17 protein-coding genes are annotated in these 15,952 nt (G+C 63.5%); 3 read left to right on the top strand and 14 right to left on the bottom strand.

What is annotated here, in order from left to right; all coding sequences use genetic code 11:
* Positions 1 to 95 precede the first annotated feature (95 nt).
* From AC19YX_RS33230 to yiaY, 6 genes are all read right to left on the bottom strand, one after another.
* Entirely contained in the window at positions 96 to 599 is a 504-nt protein-coding gene (locus tag AC19YX_RS33230) for a DUF4142 domain-containing protein (RefSeq protein WP_020297438.1), read from the bottom strand.
* A 243-nt stretch (positions 600 to 842) separates the two neighbouring features.
* The gene (locus AC19YX_RS33235; protein ID WP_500607925.1) at positions 843 to 2,189 is read right to left on the bottom strand and encodes a sensor domain-containing protein; all 1,347 of its coding nucleotides are present in this window, start codon (positions 2,187 to 2,189) and stop codon (positions 843 to 845) included.
* A 105-nt stretch (positions 2,190 to 2,294) separates the two neighbouring features.
* Positions 2,295 to 2,933, bottom strand: a complete 639-nt coding sequence (locus AC19YX_RS33240) for a LysE family translocator (RefSeq protein WP_078473148.1) — start codon at positions 2,931 to 2,933, stop codon at positions 2,295 to 2,297.
* A gap of 243 nt (positions 2,934 to 3,176) precedes the next feature.
* Entirely contained in the window at positions 3,177 to 3,947 is a 771-nt protein-coding gene (locus AC19YX_RS33245; RefSeq protein ID WP_500607926.1) for a PA3715 family protein, read from the bottom strand.
* Positions 3,940 to 4,674, bottom strand: a complete 735-nt coding sequence (locus tag AC19YX_RS33250; protein WP_500607927.1) for a PA3715 family protein — start codon at positions 4,672 to 4,674, stop codon at positions 3,940 to 3,942. Before AC19YX_RS33250 ends, AC19YX_RS33245 begins: the two co-directional genes overlap by 8 nt.
* A 149-nt stretch (positions 4,675 to 4,823) precedes the next feature.
* The gene (gene yiaY / locus AC19YX_RS33255) at positions 4,824 to 5,972 is read right to left on the bottom strand and encodes an L-threonine dehydrogenase (protein WP_078473145.1); all 1,149 of its coding nucleotides are present in this window, start codon (positions 5,970 to 5,972) and stop codon (positions 4,824 to 4,826) included.
* Between the two features lie 148 nt (positions 5,973 to 6,120).
* Here yiaY and AC19YX_RS33260 point away from each other — a divergent pair, with 148 nt between their 5' ends.
* Complete coding sequence (locus AC19YX_RS33260; protein ID WP_078473144.1) at positions 6,121 to 7,140, top strand: DUF4917 family protein; 1,020 nt, start codon at positions 6,121 to 6,123, stop codon at positions 7,138 to 7,140.
* 184 nt (positions 7,141 to 7,324) lie between these two features.
* On the opposite strand, the gene AC19YX_RS33265 is transcribed toward AC19YX_RS33260, so the two are convergent.
* Positions 7,325 to 7,864 carry a helix-turn-helix domain-containing protein gene (locus AC19YX_RS33265; protein ID WP_500607928.1) on the bottom strand — a complete coding sequence of 180 codons (540 nt, stop codon included), beginning with the start codon at positions 7,862 to 7,864 and terminating at the stop codon, positions 7,325 to 7,327.
* Between the two features lie 159 nt (positions 7,865 to 8,023).
* Here AC19YX_RS33265 and AC19YX_RS33270 point away from each other — a divergent pair, with 159 nt between their 5' ends.
* Positions 8,024 to 8,806, top strand: coding sequence for an aldolase (locus AC19YX_RS33270; protein ID WP_078473143.1), 783 nt, complete (start codon positions 8,024 to 8,026; stop codon positions 8,804 to 8,806).
* A gap of 29 nt (positions 8,807 to 8,835) precedes the next feature.
* Complete coding sequence (locus tag AC19YX_RS33275; RefSeq protein ID WP_201129833.1) at positions 8,836 to 9,723, top strand: dihydrodipicolinate synthase family protein; 888 nt, start codon at positions 8,836 to 8,838, stop codon at positions 9,721 to 9,723.
* A gap of 69 nt (positions 9,724 to 9,792) precedes the next feature.
* Here the strand turns inward: AC19YX_RS33275 and AC19YX_RS33280 are convergent, their stop codons facing one another.
* The 7 genes from AC19YX_RS33280 to AC19YX_RS33310 form a co-directional block, all read right to left on the bottom strand.
* On the bottom strand, positions 9,793 to 10,326 hold the full coding sequence (locus AC19YX_RS33280) for a hypothetical protein (RefSeq protein WP_078473141.1): 534 nt from the start codon (positions 10,324 to 10,326) through the stop codon (positions 9,793 to 9,795).
* Positions 10,326 to 10,970: a hypothetical protein gene (locus AC19YX_RS33285; RefSeq protein WP_500607929.1), complete on the bottom strand. Its 645-nt coding sequence runs from the start codon at positions 10,968 to 10,970 to the stop codon at positions 10,326 to 10,328. The genes AC19YX_RS33280 and AC19YX_RS33285 overlap by 1 nt, the downstream gene beginning before the upstream one ends.
* A 197-nt stretch (positions 10,971 to 11,167) precedes the next feature.
* Complete coding sequence (locus AC19YX_RS33290) at positions 11,168 to 11,512, bottom strand: YegP family protein (protein WP_020297451.1); 345 nt, start codon at positions 11,510 to 11,512, stop codon at positions 11,168 to 11,170.
* Between the two features lie 78 nt (positions 11,513 to 11,590).
* Positions 11,591 to 13,021, bottom strand: a complete 1,431-nt coding sequence (locus AC19YX_RS33295) for an MFS transporter (protein ID WP_500607930.1) — start codon at positions 13,019 to 13,021, stop codon at positions 11,591 to 11,593.
* 159 nt (positions 13,022 to 13,180) lie between these two features.
* Positions 13,181 to 13,930, bottom strand: a complete 750-nt coding sequence (locus tag AC19YX_RS33300; RefSeq protein WP_020297453.1) for a tRNA-dependent cyclodipeptide synthase — start codon at positions 13,928 to 13,930, stop codon at positions 13,181 to 13,183.
* A gap of 4 nt (positions 13,931 to 13,934) precedes the next feature.
* On the bottom strand, positions 13,935 to 14,711 hold the full coding sequence (locus AC19YX_RS33305; RefSeq protein WP_020297454.1) for a 2OG-Fe(II) oxygenase: 777 nt from the start codon (positions 14,709 to 14,711) through the stop codon (positions 13,935 to 13,937).
* Between the two features lie 280 nt (positions 14,712 to 14,991).
* A complete protein-coding gene (locus AC19YX_RS33310) occupies positions 14,992 to 15,906 on the bottom strand; it encodes an aliphatic sulfonate ABC transporter substrate-binding protein (protein WP_078473251.1) in 915 nt (304 codons plus the stop codon).
* Between the last annotated feature and the right edge of the window lie 46 nt (positions 15,907 to 15,952).

The following is a 15,952-nucleotide window of genomic DNA, read 5'->3' on the forward strand; positions in this document are numbered from 1 at the left end:
CTTGGAAGGGCTGATCAAAATCTGACAGTGGGCTGGGGGCCTGGAACAGGTCGCGGGTGAGCGGCCAAGGCGGCTCACCCGCAGGCCTCAGGAAATCAACGGCTGGCTTGCAGGGCCCGGGCCATTTGCAGGTGATTTTCCAGCTTGGGCAGGGTTTCCTCGGCAAACGCCTGGAGCTCGGGAACCTCGCTGGTCTGGGCCTGCTGCTGGATCTGCTCGATGGCTTCTTCAGTGGCCTTGACCTGGCTGGCGGCGTAGGCGGCGTCGAAGGCTTCGCCTTCGGGCACCTGCGGCATCATGGTCTTGGCCTTGCTCAGCACTTCTTCACGGGGCGCCACCGGCAGGTCCAGTTGCTTAGCGATCTTGGCCAGGTGCTGGTTGGCTGTGGTGCGGTCATTGATCACCACGATGGTGTAGTCCTTGACCTCCTTGGACGAGGTTTTCTGGTGCGCCATGCGGCTGGCTTCAATGTCGGCGATGCCCTTGGCCGAGGCGTCGTCGATAAATGCGGCTGGCGACTGCGCAAAGGCGCTGGTCGCGCCCAGGCTCAGCAGCAGTGCCAGGCTGGCAGTGCGTAATGGGTTGGCCATGCGGCTCATGGTTTCGCCCTCCTTACTCAGGGGTGAACAACTCAGGGTGTGATAACGCGACTCGGTAGTGCCGCCTGTACGGCATGTGAAATTTCGCGGCGACAAAGGTTTAGAAAAATCCCCCTTGCCGCGACGAACGGTGCCTGGCCGCGCCGGCCAACACCTGCCGATCGCCACGCGAACCGCGGACACAGGATGGGCCCCAGGTGCAGGTGCCAGCCACCTCGGGCAAGGTGCTTCAGTAGGCGGCAATCACGCTCGGGAGTGGGCCTTGCGCGCCCGCTTGGCCCGGTACATCGCGTCGTCGGCGTGCTTGAACAGTGACTGTTCTTCCAGGCCATGCTCGGGGTACAGACCGATGCCGATGCTGGGCCGGATGCTCAGGGAGTGGCCGTCCAGGCGCAGTGGGTCGCCCAGCACCTGGCAGATCTTGTCGGCCACGGTGTCGGCGTCCGCGGCCGCCTGCATGCTTTCAAGCAGAATCACGAACTCGTCGCCGCCGATCCGCGCCACGGTATCGCACTCACGCACACAGCCCTTGAGCCGGTTGGCAACGGCCTGCAGCAGCATGTCGCCGACGGCATGGCCGTAGGTGTCGTTGACCTGCTTGAACTGGTCGAGGTCGATGTACAGCAGGGCCATGCGCCCCGATTCGCGCCGGGCCCGGGCCAGTGAATGACGCAGGCGCTCCTTGAGCAGCTCGCGGTTGGGCAACTGGGTCAACTGGTCGTATTCGGCCATGTATTGCAGGCGGGCCTGCAACTGCTGGCGTTCGATGGCGGTGGTCAGTTGGGCGCAGACGTACTGCAGCAGTTCCTGGTCCTGCTCGGTATAGCGTTCGCCCCGCGCGCTCCTGACCACCAGCGCTCCGATGGTGCCTTTCTGCGAGTTGAGCGGCACCCCGAGCCAGCACGTGCTGTCCGGCTCCGGCATGGGTGGGAAAGACTCCGGCAGCGGCTCGCCGGAGTCTGGGGTCAGGCGCAACGGCAGGCCGCTGCGGATCACTTCGGCACACACCCGGCCGGTGAAACTGCCTGTGCGTTCCGGCTGCTGCTCGCTGGGGTCGACATGGTAGGCAAAGCTCATGGCCTGGGAGTGCGGGTCCTGCAGGGCCACTGAAAAATTCAGTGCCGGCAGCCATTCACCGATGATCCGATGCACCCGCTGGAACAGGCCGAGCAGGTCTTCGGCGCCCTGGGCCGCTTCGGAAATCGCATACAGCGCGGCCTGCCTGGACTCGGCCAGCTTGCGCTCGGTGATATCCCGGGCCACGGCAATGCGCAGTTGATCGACCTCCGACCAGCGCGCCGACCAGAGGATATGGGCGATGCGCCCGTCCTTGCGCAGGTAGCGGTTTTCGAAATTGGGCATCGGCACCCCGGCCATGATCTCCCGCGCGGCCTGCAGGGTGCGCTCGCGATCTGCCGGGTGCACCAGTTCGATCATGGCAGTGCCCACCAGCTCTTCGGGGGTGTAGCCGAAAATCCGCTCGCAGGCGGCGCTGACAAAGACGAAGCGGCCGTTGCTGTCCACCGCACACACGGCATCCAGCAACAGGTCGATAAAGCTGGCCAGAGGCGCTGAATTCTTGGTTGCCATCAGGGAAAGGGACTGCCTTGCAAATGAAACGCCGAGTATCAATCCCTGGGCCTGGTCAAACGGCATCGGCCGCTGACGCTTCGCTGCTGCAGCCTTGCAGCGCGGTTATCCCTTGTTGCTGATCAGCCCCGGCAGCGCATGCACCAGGGCATTGATGGCGAAGCCGATGAACATTACTCCGCAAACCCGCGTAATAGCCAGCTCATGGCGCTGGTACAGGGTGCGTATCTGACGGGCACCGACCACGCCGATCAGGATCGCGTAGGCCACCACACCGCCCAGGAAGCTCAGCAGAATCAGCCACGGCAGCATCGACCAGGTCAAGAGCTCGGCGCGGCTGGAAAGCAGCGCGGTAAAGGTCGCCACCGCCACCGGGTAGGCCTTGGGGTTGGTCAGGCCGAACAGAATGCCGTGCCAGAACGGTTGCCGCGCCGCGCCCTGAGGGGCGTCGCTGCCGGTACTGCGGGTGCGGATCGCACGCAGGCCGAGCCAGAACAGGTACAGGCCGCTGAGCACGCCCAGTACATCAAAGGCACTGCTGCCGATCTCACGGGCGCCGACAATGGCGACCAGCGCGGTGCTGCACCAGACCACATCACCCAGCAGATGGCCGCAGAGAAACCCGGCCCCGGCCCGTCGGCCCCGGGCGGCGCCAATGCCGAACACCGCCAGCACGCCCGGGCCGGGGGTGATGCCATAGATAAAGCCGGAAGCGAGCACGGCCAGCAACAGTGATGCAGTCATCGACAAAACTCCGCAATGTGCCCCGCAGACAATGCCTGGCACAGAATCAAGGGGGGATTCTGCACGAAGCCTGGCGCTGATCACCAGCCGGTTCGATCAAAAGACCAGGTCCGGTCGGTAGACCGCAACGCCCTTCTTCGCGACTCGGGCTGGGGCATCAACCCGACCTCGGCGTCGAGCGCCAGCGCCGCCGCGAGCCGGCCGTGGATCGGGCAGGCACCACGCATGGGTTCGCCGCAGCCCTCAGCGCCAGGCCTTCAGACCTGGGGGCACGCTGTAGCGCTGGCCGTCATAACGCAAGGTGGTGGTGGCGGTACGGGTGTGGCTGGAGGCCGTGGTGCAATCGTCGCCCTGCTCAAGGGCTTCGCTGTCGGTGGCCACGGTGGTGACGATCAGGTCGGCGTACCCCTGGCTGCGGGTCTTGGCCACGGCCACGGTACTTTTGCTGTCGGAGAAATGCCCGTTGCAGCGGGTATCCCATTCGCCACTGGAAGACTCCACCACCAGCTTCTTCAGGATCGGACGCAGCGTCTTGCCATCGCGCACGTACAGGGTCAGCCAGGTTTCGCCATCGGGGTTGGCGCGGGAGGAGCCTTCGAAAAAACTGCGGATGCCAAAGGCCCGCACCTGCTCGTTCAAGCGATAGCGCGCCGTGTCGATGCCCAGGCCACGGAAGGTGCTGGTGTCGGAAAGAATCGCCGCAGGCAGGGAGTAAGACGCCTGGACGCTGCCGTTGCGACTGGACACCAGCGCCAGCTGCAGCTCATAGCTGCCGGGCTCTTCGGGCGGCAAGGCCTGTTGCGGATGCTCCAACCGCGCCTGCCCGGTGATTCGGGTGCCGGGGTAGGCTGGCCAGTCCTTGCACACCTCATACAGCACCTCGGCCCCGGAATAGGCACTGGCTCGGCATTCGGCCGCAGCCTGGACGGCGACGCCACACAGGCCCAGCGCGATCACGCCACGCAGGCAAAACCGCTTCATGTTCATCCACACCTCTTGAAAATGTTCATTCATCACGCAGGCCCTGGGGCACCACGTAGCGTTGGCCGTCGTAACGCAGGGTGACCTGGCTGACCTGTGGCGGGCTGTTTTTTTCCAGGCATTGGTCGCCGCGCTGGGTGGCTTGGCGCTTGACCACAGAGGTCTTGACGATCAGGTCGGCGAAGCCGTGGCTGCGGGTGGTGGCCATGGCCAGGGTACGTTTGCGGGTGCTGAATTGGCCCTGGCAGCGACCTTCGCTTTCGCCCCCGTACTGATACACGTTGAGGTCGCTAAGCAGCGGGCGCAGTGCTTGCCCCTGGACCACGAACAGCGAGAGGTTTTCACTGGCGAACGGGTTGTACATCGATTCGTGGCTGAAATGGCTGCGAATGCCGAAGGCGCGAACACCTTCGCCCACCTGATAACGCGCGGTGTCCACGGACAACCCATCGAAGGCAACGGCATCGGAGCTGATGGCTTGTGTCTGCGTGTAAGACGCCTTGACCTGCTGGCTGCCCGCATCGACCTGGGTCACGAGCAGGTCGAACAGGCCGGCCTGCGCTTCGCCCGTGACGTTATCGGGCGCGGTGGCCAGGGCGCGGATCTGCACCCCGGCCTGGGCCGGCCAATCCTTGCACGCCGTGTACCCCAGGGTGCCCGGTGGCAGCGGCGGTTCCTGGCATTGCGCGTGACTCTGGCTGGCCAACAGCAGCAGGCCACTGGCGGCCAGGCCTGTCAGCAAAGGGTGGTTGAAGATCATTGCCTGCTCCCTGCGTTACCCAAAAAAGCCCGTTTCGGCGGCGCACTATCGCCGCTCAGCCGGTTGCTTTCAATGGTGCAGGCCAGGGAGTGTGAGGGCACGCCGGCCCCTGAGGTTCAGGGGCCGGCGTGGGGTGCGGGGTCAGCGGATCAGAAGGCGCTGCGGAAGATTTCTTCGATCTGCCGTTGGTCCGCCGCCCGAGGGTTGGTCAGGCCGCAGGCGTCTTTCAGGGCGTTGGCGGCGAGGATCGGGATGTCCGGCAACTTGGCGCCCAACTGGCGCAGGCCGGCCGGGATGTCCACGTCCCGTGCCAGGCTGCGAATCGCGGCGATGGCCGCCTGGGCGCCCTCTTCCGGGCTGAAGCCGCGAATGTCGGCGCCCATGGCGTGGGCCACATCGGTCAGGCGTTCGGCACAGACCGAGGCGTTGAAACTCTGCACATGGGGCAGCAACACCGCATTGCACACACCGTGGGGCAGGTCATAGAACCCGCCCAACTGGTGCGCCATGGCATGCACGAAACCCAGGGAGGCATTGTTGAAGGCCATGCCGGCGAGGAACTGGGCGTACGCCATGTTCTCCCGGGCCGTGAGGTCGGAGCCGTCGTGCACCGCCTGGCGCAGGTTGTTGCTGATCATGTCGATGGCTTTCAACGCACAGGCGTCGGTGATCGGGTTGGCCGCAGTCGACACATAGGCTTCGATCGCGTGGGTCAGGGCGTCCATGCCGGTGGCGGCAGTCAGGCCCTTGGGCATGGCGACCATCAGCGCCGGGTCGTTGACCGACAGCAGCGGCGTGACGTTGCGGTCGACAATGGCCATTTTCACGTGGCGCGCTTCGTCGGTGATGATGCAGAAGCGGGTCATCTCGCTGGCAGTGCCGGCGGTGGTGTTGATGGCGATCAGCGGCAGCTGCGGCTTGGCCGACTGGTCGACGCCCTCGTAGTCGCGGATATGCCCGCCATTGGTGGCGCACAGGGCAATGCCCTTGGCGCAGTCATGGGGCGAACCGCCGCCCAGGGAAATCACGAAATCGCAGTTGCCCTCGCGCAGACGCAGCAGGCCCTGTTCGACGTTATCAATGCTCGGGTTGGGCTTGGCGCCGTCGAACACCAGCGAGTCGATGTCCTGCATCGCCAGCTTCTCGGCGATCATGCTCGCCACCCCGGCTTTGGCCAGGCCGGCATCGGTGACGATCAGCGCCTTGCGAAAGCCGTAGTTGCGAATCGCGTTCATGGCCTCGTCGAGACAGCCAATGCCCATGATGTTGACCGCGGGAATAAAAAACGTGCTGCTCATGGAAAATCCTCTTGGCTGGGCCGAACCGCGAAACGCCAATTCAGCAAATGCCTACAGGATCGACCCATCGGTCACCGCCGATCTTGACCTGGCTCAACAGTCGGTCGTGATAAAGTCGGCGCCCTGTGCCTTGAGACGACGAACCGCGATGATGGATTTCCAGGAATTTGACGCCAACCTTGAAGACTGGGAGGCCTTGCGCGCCAGCACGCCGATTGCCGGGCTGTTGATCGGCAATGGTGCCAGCCGTGCGGTCTGGGACGATTTCGCCTATGACTCGCTGTTCGAAAACGCGCGCACCGTCGAAGAAAAACCCCTGAGCCAGTCCGAACTGAGTGTGTTCGATGCCCTGCAGACCCGCAGCTTCGAACAGGTGCTCGGCGCCCTGAAGACCACCAGCCGGGTCAACAAGGCCCTGGCCGTGAGTTCGGCAGCGCCGCGCAATCGCTACTACGCGATCAAGGAAGCGCTGATCAACACCGTGCACGCGGTGCACATCCCCTGGCGCCTGGTGCAGCCAGCGAGCCTGGCCTTGATCAATCAGGAACTGCGCCGCTATCGCACGGTGTTCACCACCAATTACGACCTGCTCAACTACTGGGCGATCCAGCATGACAACCCGGGTATCGACGACCTGTTCCACGGCAGCGAACCGATGTTCGATGTGCGCGATACCGCCAGCAGCGACACGCGCTTTTTGTACCTGCACGGGGGCCTGCACCTGGTGCGCAACGTCGACGGCAGCGCACGCAAACTGACCTCCACCGAGGGCACGCTGCTGGGCAGCTTCGCCATCAACAACACCATCAAGACCCTGGATGACGTGCCGCTGTTCGTCACCGAAGGGCCGCTGGCAGACAAGCTCAAGACCATTCGCAGCAGCGATTACCTGTCGTTCTGCTACGAGCAACTGCTGGGCCACGGCGACGCCTTGTGCATCTTCGGCCACAACCTCGGCCCCCAGGACAACCACCTGGTGCAAGCCATCCGCCAATCCGGGAGCAAGACCCTGGCGATCTCGATCCACCCGCGCAGCAAGGCCTTTATCCAGCACCAGAAACGCCACTACGCCACGCTGTTCGACGGCATGGACGTGACGCTGCGTTTCTTCGATGCCAAGAGCCATGCGCTGGGCAATCCGAAACTGTCGGTGCCTGTCGAACGTTGAATGCGTAACCCCGCGCATCCCCCTGTAGCCGCTGCCGCAGGCTCGGAGCCGCGTTCGGACGCTGGCCCTTACCGGCGCCGTGAGGCGTCAGGCAAATGGAGGTCGTTGCAGATGGCCTGCGCAGCCTCGCACGCTCGGCAGCGGCTACAACGCTCAACGACGGCGTTGTGTGTCATGCAGGTCGCTACTGCTCCCCGCTATGCACCACCACCAGCAACTGCGCCTGGACCTCGCCCACCGAGCGGATGCGGTGGGGTTTCTGGGCGTTGAAGTGCAGGGCGTCGCCGCGATTGAGCAGCACCCGTTCGCTCATGAAGTCGACTTCGACCTGGCCTTCGTGGACAAACAGAAACTCCTCCCCCAGGTGCTCCTTGAAGGTCTTGTCGCTGAACTCCCTGGCCGGATAAATGATGAACGGCAACAGGCTGCGCTCGCTGACCTGATGGGCCAGCACCGCATATCCCGGCTGGTCGCCGGCCGCCAGGGACTGGCGCTGGTCGCTGCGTACCAGGCTGTAGCTGTCGAGGCTGACGGCGTCTTCGGCGAACAGTTCCTCGACCTTGACGTTCAATGCCTTGGCCAATTTCAGCGCCGCGGCAATCGATGGCGTGTTCAGCCCGCGCTCGACCTTGGACAGGTAACTCTTGGTCATCCCGGATTTTTCAGCCAGGGCCTCCAGAGTCACGCCAAGTTTTTTTCTGAGTAATTTCAAACGGATAGACATGTAGAGCGGTTAATCCATTGAGGAGGCGACGATTTGTGCTTGCCAATGACACAAAGTGTCATATAGCCTCTTTAGTGTCATTTGCTTTAACCCAACGACCTTGCGAGCAGCGGGGGCTGGCAAATCCGACGTCCAATAGACTCAGCAAAGGACACCGATATGGCCAAGACATTAGCACTACCCAAAGAGCAACTGGTCAAGCAGGCGCTGACCCAGATGCAAAACACCCTGGCGGATAATACGTGGACCGACCGGCAAAAGCTGGCCCTGACCTGCCGCATCCTGTTCGAGAACGGCCACGACTCCGGCCTGGCCGGGCAGATCACCGCCCGCGGCCCGCAACCCGGGACCTACTACACCCAGCAATTGGGCCTGGGTTTCGACGAAATCACCGCCGGCAATCTGTTGCTGGTCAACGAAGACCTGGAGGTGCTCGAAGGCCACGGCATGCCCAACCCGGCCAACCGCTTCCACAGTTGGGTGTACCGTGCGCGGCCGGATGTGAACTGCATCATCCACACGCACCCGACCCACGTCGCCGCGCTGTCGATGCTGGAAGTGCCGCTCGAGGTGTCGCACATGGACCTCTGCCCGCTGTATGAAGATTGCGCGTTTCTCGAAGGCTGGCCGGGGGTGCCGGTGGGCAATGAGGAAGGCGAAATCATCGCCTCGGCCCTGGGCGACAAGCGCGCCATCCTGCTCTCGCACCATGGCCAACTGTCCAGCGGTGCGAGCATCGAGGAAGCTTGTGTGATCGCCCAGTTGATCGAGCGTGCGGCCAAGTTGCAGCTGCTGGCCATGGCCGCCGGCCGCATCAAGCCGATCCTTCCGGAACTGGGGCGCGAAGCCCATGACTGGATTTCCCGGCCCAAACGCCACGCCGCCGCCTTCAACTATTACGCTCGGCAGAACCTCAAGCAGCACGCCGATTGCCTGAACTGAAACCACCCGCACATTAAAGGAGCGACCCCATGTCGACCCCACGCATTCACGGCATCATCGGCTACACCATCACCCCCTTCAGCGCCAACGGCGAACAACTGGACCTGGACGCCCTGGGTCGCTCCATCGACCGCCTGATCGACAGCGGCGTGCACGCCATCGCGCCCCTGGGCAGCACCGGCGAAGGCGCCTACCTGAGCGACGCCGAGTGGGACCAGGTCAGCGAGTTCAGCATCCGCCACGTGGCCAAGCGCGTACCGACCATCGTCAGCGTGTCCGACCTGACCACCGCCAAGGCCGTGCGTCGCGCGCGCTTTGCCGAGCGCCACGGCGCCGATGTGGTGATGGTGCTACCGGCGTCGTACTGGAAACTCAGCGCGGCGGAAATTCTCGCCCACTACCAGGCCATCGGCGCCAGCATCGGCGTGCCGATCATGCTCTACAACAACCCGGCCACCAGCGGCACCGACCTGCCGGTGGAGCTGATCCTGAAAATCTTCCACGCCGTGGAAAACGTGACCATGGTCAAGGAGAGCACCGGCGACATCCAGCGCATGCACCAGCTGCAATTGCTCGGTGAAGGCCAGGTGCCGTTCTACAACGGTTGCAATCCCCTGGCTCTGGAAGCCTTCGCCGCCGGTGCCGCCGGCTGGTGCACCGCCGCGCCGAACCTGATCCCCGAGCTCAACCTGGCGCTGTACCAGGCGGTGCTGGCCAACGACCTGAACCAGGCCCGCGCGCTGTTCTACCGCCAGTTGCCGTTGCTCGACTTCATCCTCAAGGGCGGCCTGCCGACCACCATCAAGGCCGGCCTGGAGCTGACCGGGCTGCCCGTCGGCGAGCCGCGCCGGCCGCTGTTTGCCCTGGACGACGCCGGGCGCCACCAGTTGCGGCAGTTGCTCAACACCCTGGGTTGAATCCAGGCCGAAAAAAAACCCGGGCGCATCTGCGCTCGGGCTTTTGCCTGGGCGATGGCCAGCCACTGCTCAGTGGCTGTTCAACGCCGCCGCCGGCATCGGCTTGAAGATCGGGTCCTTGAGCATCTGCGCGATAAAGTCATCGGTGATGCGCTGCACGTGCGGGTACTGGCCGCCATCGAGATTGACCCAGCCGCGCCAGGAGCTGGTGTGATTGCTGATCAGGTATCGGGCCAGCGGCTGGTCGCCACGGCTGACATGGAAAACCACCTGGCTGTCCCAAGTGGCCGGGGCCGGCACGATAAACAGGGTCAGGGCGCTGAGCAGGCCCAGGGGGATATTCTGCCAGCCGAAGTAATCACTGTTGGCCGCCACGATCACGTTGTAGCCCTCGGCGCTGTGGCCATCGAGCACCTGTTCGAAGGTGCCACGGCGCCGCAGTTCATTGCGGATCAGCGCACCGGGGATGGGTCCGATCACGCTGACATTGATCGGCGGCAGCGACTGGCGGTAATCGACCTCGGCCGGCTTGAGGCTGTGAGTGGTCTGGCATCCGCCGAGGCCCAGCATCAGCAGCACCCACAAGCAAAACGTACTGCGCATCACAGGTCTCCCGACAGCATGGCTTTAAGCATCGAGGCCTTGGGCCCCTGCTCCTTGACGATCAACGGCGTGGCTTCTTCCATTTTCTCCAGGTCGACCCGTTGCAGGCTTGGCACCTGCGGGTACTTGGCCCGCACCAGGGCGGCATCGCGCTCCAGATGATCGCTGTGCAGGAAGATGCATTTGGCGCCACCAGCCGACAGACACCCGGCGCGGAAATCACCGACGTAATAGGCCTTGCCGGCTTCCAGCTCCAGGGGGATGGAGAAGTCTTCACGGCTCCAGGAGGTGGCGTTGCCGCGATCGAAATGCAGGTTGTAGATCTCATAGCGCCCGGGCTTGAGCGGCATCACGAACAGGCTGCCGATGCCGTGCCAGGTCTCGCGCACATCACGTGGGGTACGGGCATAGAACTGGTTGTACAGACGCGCGGTGGCAAACCCGTCGCCACCCCGTGGACGGATCAGCAGCTTCTGTTCGTTGGCGGTGTACACCGCCTGCGGCCAGATACCGACCACACCCACCACATAAGCCACGCCCAACTGCGGGTCGGGGTTCATGCTGTCGGCAATTTTGGTGGGAGACAGGCTGTAGCAGCCGCTCAGGGCCAGCAGCGCGGCGAGTAAGACGAGAGGGCGAATCATGAGGTCGCAGGTCCCTTGGACGATGATCGATAACGTCAGCCAGGGCACCAGGCATCCCCACTTCCCTGTGACGGGCGCGGAGGATAAAACAAGCGATAGCATTTCGCCATAATTCGGTCGTCAAACCGCTGACGGTTTATCTCGAAGACAGCCAGGCTGCGCCGCCCCTGGGAGCGGCGAGCCTGTAAGGACGCGGCCTACAGCGCCGGCGCGGTCTTGTCCTTGATCGGACCGACGGGGCCATTGGCCTTGACGCTGGCGATGCCTTTTTCCAGCGCAGCGCTGGAGGAATAGGCCTCGCCGTTGCCGATGACCTGGTGGTTGGCGGCCTTGAGGTTGAAGTACGGATGACCGTCCTTGGTGGTCTTGCGTTCGTAGCGCTCATCCAGTGCGCTGTTGGTGCGTACCGCAGCGATGCCATTTTCGGCGGCGCTGCGGGTGGTATACAGCTCGCTGGTGAGCAGGGTTTCGGCATTGGCCGCCTTCAGGACAAAACGGAACTGGCCATTGCTGCTTTTGCTCAACTCGTACCATCCGGACATAAACGTGCTCCTTGGGTGATCAGGCAGTGAAGGGTGCCTTGAGAGTAAAGACCCTGGCCAAACTTTAGCCACCCGCCCTCAACCACCCCTCGCGCCCTCCTCCACCACGCCCAGGCCCTGGGGTTGACGCTGGCGCAGCAGCACACTCACCGCCGCCCACACCGCCAGGGTCACACCGGCCAGAAACAGCATCACGGCGCGGTAACCGTTGAGAAAGGCAGCGTGCCCATCGTCCACCGGGGTCGCGGAAAAGTGGTGATACAGGCCCACCCCCAACGCCAGGCCCAGGCCGCCGCCGACGTTGTGCAAGGTCATCAGCGAGCCCATGGCCACCGAGCCGACCTCCTGGGGCACCGAGGAAATCCCCAGTACCGTCGATGGCCCGAGAATGCTCGCCCAGCCCAGGCCCATGATCACAAAGGCGGCCAACAGGTACGGCAGCGAGGTCTGGCCATCGAAACCGGCCTGCAACAGCGCCGACAGCACAAACAACAGCAACCCGGTCTTGATCAGCAGCGCCGGGCCCTTGCGGTCCACCAAGCGTCCCACCAAGGGCGAGAGCACGGCCACGCCGAGGGTGGTGGGCAGCAGCAGCCAGCCGCTGGCCTGCACGCTTTCGCCACGGATCAACGCCAGGTACAGCGGCATGACAAAGAACGCCACGCAATAGAACACCGCCAGGCCAAAGCTGGCCAAGACCCCGGCGACAAAGCGCCGGTTGGCGAACAGTTTGAGGTCGATGATCGGCGCCGCGACCCGTTGTTCAACCGCCACAAAGGCCGCCAGGGCCAATACGGCAATGGCGATCAGCGCCAGGGTGGTCGACGACCCCCAGCCCCAGGCCGCGCCCTGGACGATCACCAGCACCAGACTCGGCAAGCCGATCAGCAACAGCAGCGCCCCCAGCCAATCCAGGCGTGCCCCGCTGGCGGGTGCCCGCGATTCGTCGACGCTGACGCTGCAAATGGCCAGGCTCAGGAGCACGAATGGCACGTTGATCAGGAAGATCCATTGCCAGCCAAAGGCGCTGGTGATGACACCGCCAAGCACCGGCCCGATGGCCAGGCCCACGCCGTTGACCCCGAACAGCACGCCAAACGCCTTGCCCTGTTCGGCGCTGTCGAAGGTACTGGAGACAATCGCCCCCGACGCGGTGTAGAGCACCGCGCAGGCCAGGCCCTGGACGATCCGGGCGACGATCAGGCCGTCGATCCGGCTGGCCAGCCCGGCCGCCAATGACGCCAGGCCAAACACCGTCAGGCCGATAAACAGCACGCGCTTGCGCCCATGCAGATCAGCCAGGCGCCCCACCAGCACCATGAAACTTGAAAGGGCGAGGATAAAACCGTTGATCACCCATTGCAGGCTGTCGACCGAGGCGCCGAGGTCGGTTTGCAGTGCCGGCAGCGCGGTGTTGACGATGGTGAAATCGACACACCCGAGAAAACTGGCAATGCTCACTCCGAGCAGTGCCCACCATTTGCGTTGCTGTTGCGCAAAAACGCTCATGGAAACTCCTTAACGAAAAATCATGGAAATCTGCTGCCGCTGCGGCCGGCCGGGCCCTGGGCTGGACGATGGGCGGTTGGGCCGAGATCGTCCGGGGGCTGAGGGCCAGCGCCGCCTCGTACCTTGGCAGCGGCTACAGATGGCGGGTTGCAGGTGGGGCTAGATGGCGATGGCTCCACTGGACCAGTTGGGGTGGATGACGCCGGGCAAGGTGAAGGGGATCGGGATCCCGCGTTTCTTGAACTTGAGCGGCAGCCAGCGCACCCGGTCCGGGCTGTGGGGCTCGATCAACAGGTCGCGGCTGGTGGCCATGGCGGCGGTCATCTGCTGCGGGTACAGCACGTAGTCATACCCCTCGGCCGCCCACAGCGGCAGGATGATCGGGATTTCCTCGAGGATGTATTCGCGGCACTGGGCCGCCGCGCGCTCGATGTCGGCGTGTTCGTCCCGCAGACGCAGGCGATCGGTAAACACCGCGATGGTGCTTTCAATCGCTTCGCGCAGTTCGTGGCGCTCGTGGTAGACCAGGTTCAGTTGCTGGCGCAGTTCGGCGTAGTGATCGCTGGCCAGTTCCTGGTTCCAGCGGGTGATCTGGTACGGCACCCGCAGGCCATCGAGGATGCTCTGGTTGCGCGCCAGCCAGGCATCGCCGTCGCGGATCGAGGCCGACAGCGCTTCGCCCGGAGATTTGCCGTGCTTGTTGTGGCGCTGCAAGGTGTCGGCCACCACCACTTTGACGTGGCTGAAGCCGGACTGATTGATCAGGTGGATGGTCGAACGCAGCTTCTGGTCCTCGTGGTATTCCTGGCCGACGCTGACCGCCAGCACCACACGCTTGCCTTCGAACTCATGTTCTTCGCCGCCCTTGTTGAAGTAGGCCTTGAGGTTGATTTCCTGCACGTTGCTCATGGGGTTAGCTCCAGTAGGCCAAAGGCTGGTGTTCGCCGTAAAAACCGATAAAGACGCCGAGGGTGATCCGGGTGCTGCTCGCCGAAGGGCGGACCGCGTGGATCAGCCGTGGGTTGAGCAGGATCAGGTCGCCCGGTTCCGGCTTGATCACAAAATCCGGGGGCGGCAGCAGGTGGCGTTCGATGCCGTAGGCGCGCTCGCCGCGCAGGCGGTTGTATTCCTCCTCGTCGGGCTCGATGCCCCAGATCTCCAGCTCGCCGCCGTCTTCAGGTATCTCCAGGTAAATGTTGGTCGACAGCTGGCTCAGCAGCGGCTGGCTATGGCCCTCGGGCGCATTGCGTTCGAGGTTGTCGGTGTGCGGCGTCAGGTCCACGCCGCTGCCCTGGAAACGGGCGATGCCGACGAAGCATTTCTGCCCGTCCACCTGCAACAGGTGCGCGCCCTGGGGCCAGACTTCGTCCAGCAACAGGCGCAACTCGTCGATGGGTGAGGCCAGCGGGCGGAACACCTGGCGGATCTTGCGGATATTGCCCAGCGCCTGGGCGTGGTACTCGGCGCGGCTCTGCTCGTCCTGGATTTCGATGTAGGCCTTGCCGATGCGCACGAATTCCTTTTGTTCGCTGAAGGCGCTGCGCAGCTCGTGCTGGTACAGATGATCGCGCGCCACCTGCAAGGTATCCGGTGGGCAGAAACCTTTGAGCTGCACCCCATAAGAGCGCTTCTCCACGACATCGAGGATATGCCGTGCTTCAAGTTGATCGGCAGTAATGACTGTAAACATGCAAGCTCCCTTATTCCCTGGAAGTAGTGCGAAGAGAACAACGTAATATTTTGTTGCAAAGCCACCTTAGTCAGCCAAAAGTCCGTTGTGAAATACCCTTTACCTCTATTATCCAAACTTAAAAATGTATTGAAAAAAGAGCGAAAAAGGCCCTGCAACAGCCTTTACAGGCCGAGCAACAACGTACTTTCAAATACACTAAGAGCGCACGAGCAAATAACTTCAATCGCCGCACATAACAGCAAAACTCCCGAATTTAATTAATGAAAGCTTCATCTTCTTACTTCACTTCATTGAAGCGGTCATCAAAGTAGGCCGGTGCATCGAATGTGCTCTGGATAATGCCCTCCTCGCGATACAGATCGGCGGTGTGCTGGACGTCCTCGATCACCGCCGGGCCGATGGCGATCCGTTGCGGTCGTGAATAACGATTGGAACGTTCGTGGATTTCCACCGGCAGGCCGCTGTACACCGCCTGGATCCGGGAGAACTCTTCCTGGTGCTGGTCGGCCCAGACATAGGCCCGCGCCAGGCGCCGCAGGAAATCGTCGATCTGCGGCGCCTTGTCCTGGATCGCCTGATCGCTGGCCACCAGCAACATATGCCCGGCGAACAAGCCCTCGCCGCTGATCAGCACCCGGGTTCCACCGGCCATCTGCACCATGCTGGTGTAGGGGTCCCAGGTCGACCAGGCATCGGCCTGACCGTTGGCCAGCACGCTGCGCGAGTCGCCGGGCTGGAGGAAAATAAACTGCGCATCGGTGCCATGCAGGCCCACCGAGCGCAGGGCCGCCAGGGCCAGGAAATGGCCGATGGAACCGCGGGTAGTGGTGATGCGCCGGCCCTTGAGGCTGGCGGCGTCGGTCAGGGGCGAATCCTGGTTGACCACGATTGCCACCGCGGTCGGCGTGACCTTGAGTTTGATCACCCCGACGGTCTTCATCGCCGCCCCGGCCGCCGCCGCAAACACAAAGGGCGCATCGCCCAGGGCACCGATGTCCACCGCCCCCGCCGACAGTGCCTCGGCGGTCGGTGCCGCGGCGGCAAAGGAGGCGAATTCGATCGGGTACGGCACCTGCTCCAGCTCGCCGGCGGCCTGCAGCAGAATCTTCAGCGACTGCTTCTGGCTGGAGACCCGCAACCGGTTGTCGGCCTGGGCTGCGGTGCCCAGCAAACACAGAATCAGCAACAGCATCCTGTAGCCGCTGCCGAGCCCGCGAGGCTGCGCCGGCCCGGCCAGG

Source organism: Pseudomonas sp. MF09150, assembly GCF_059862355.1.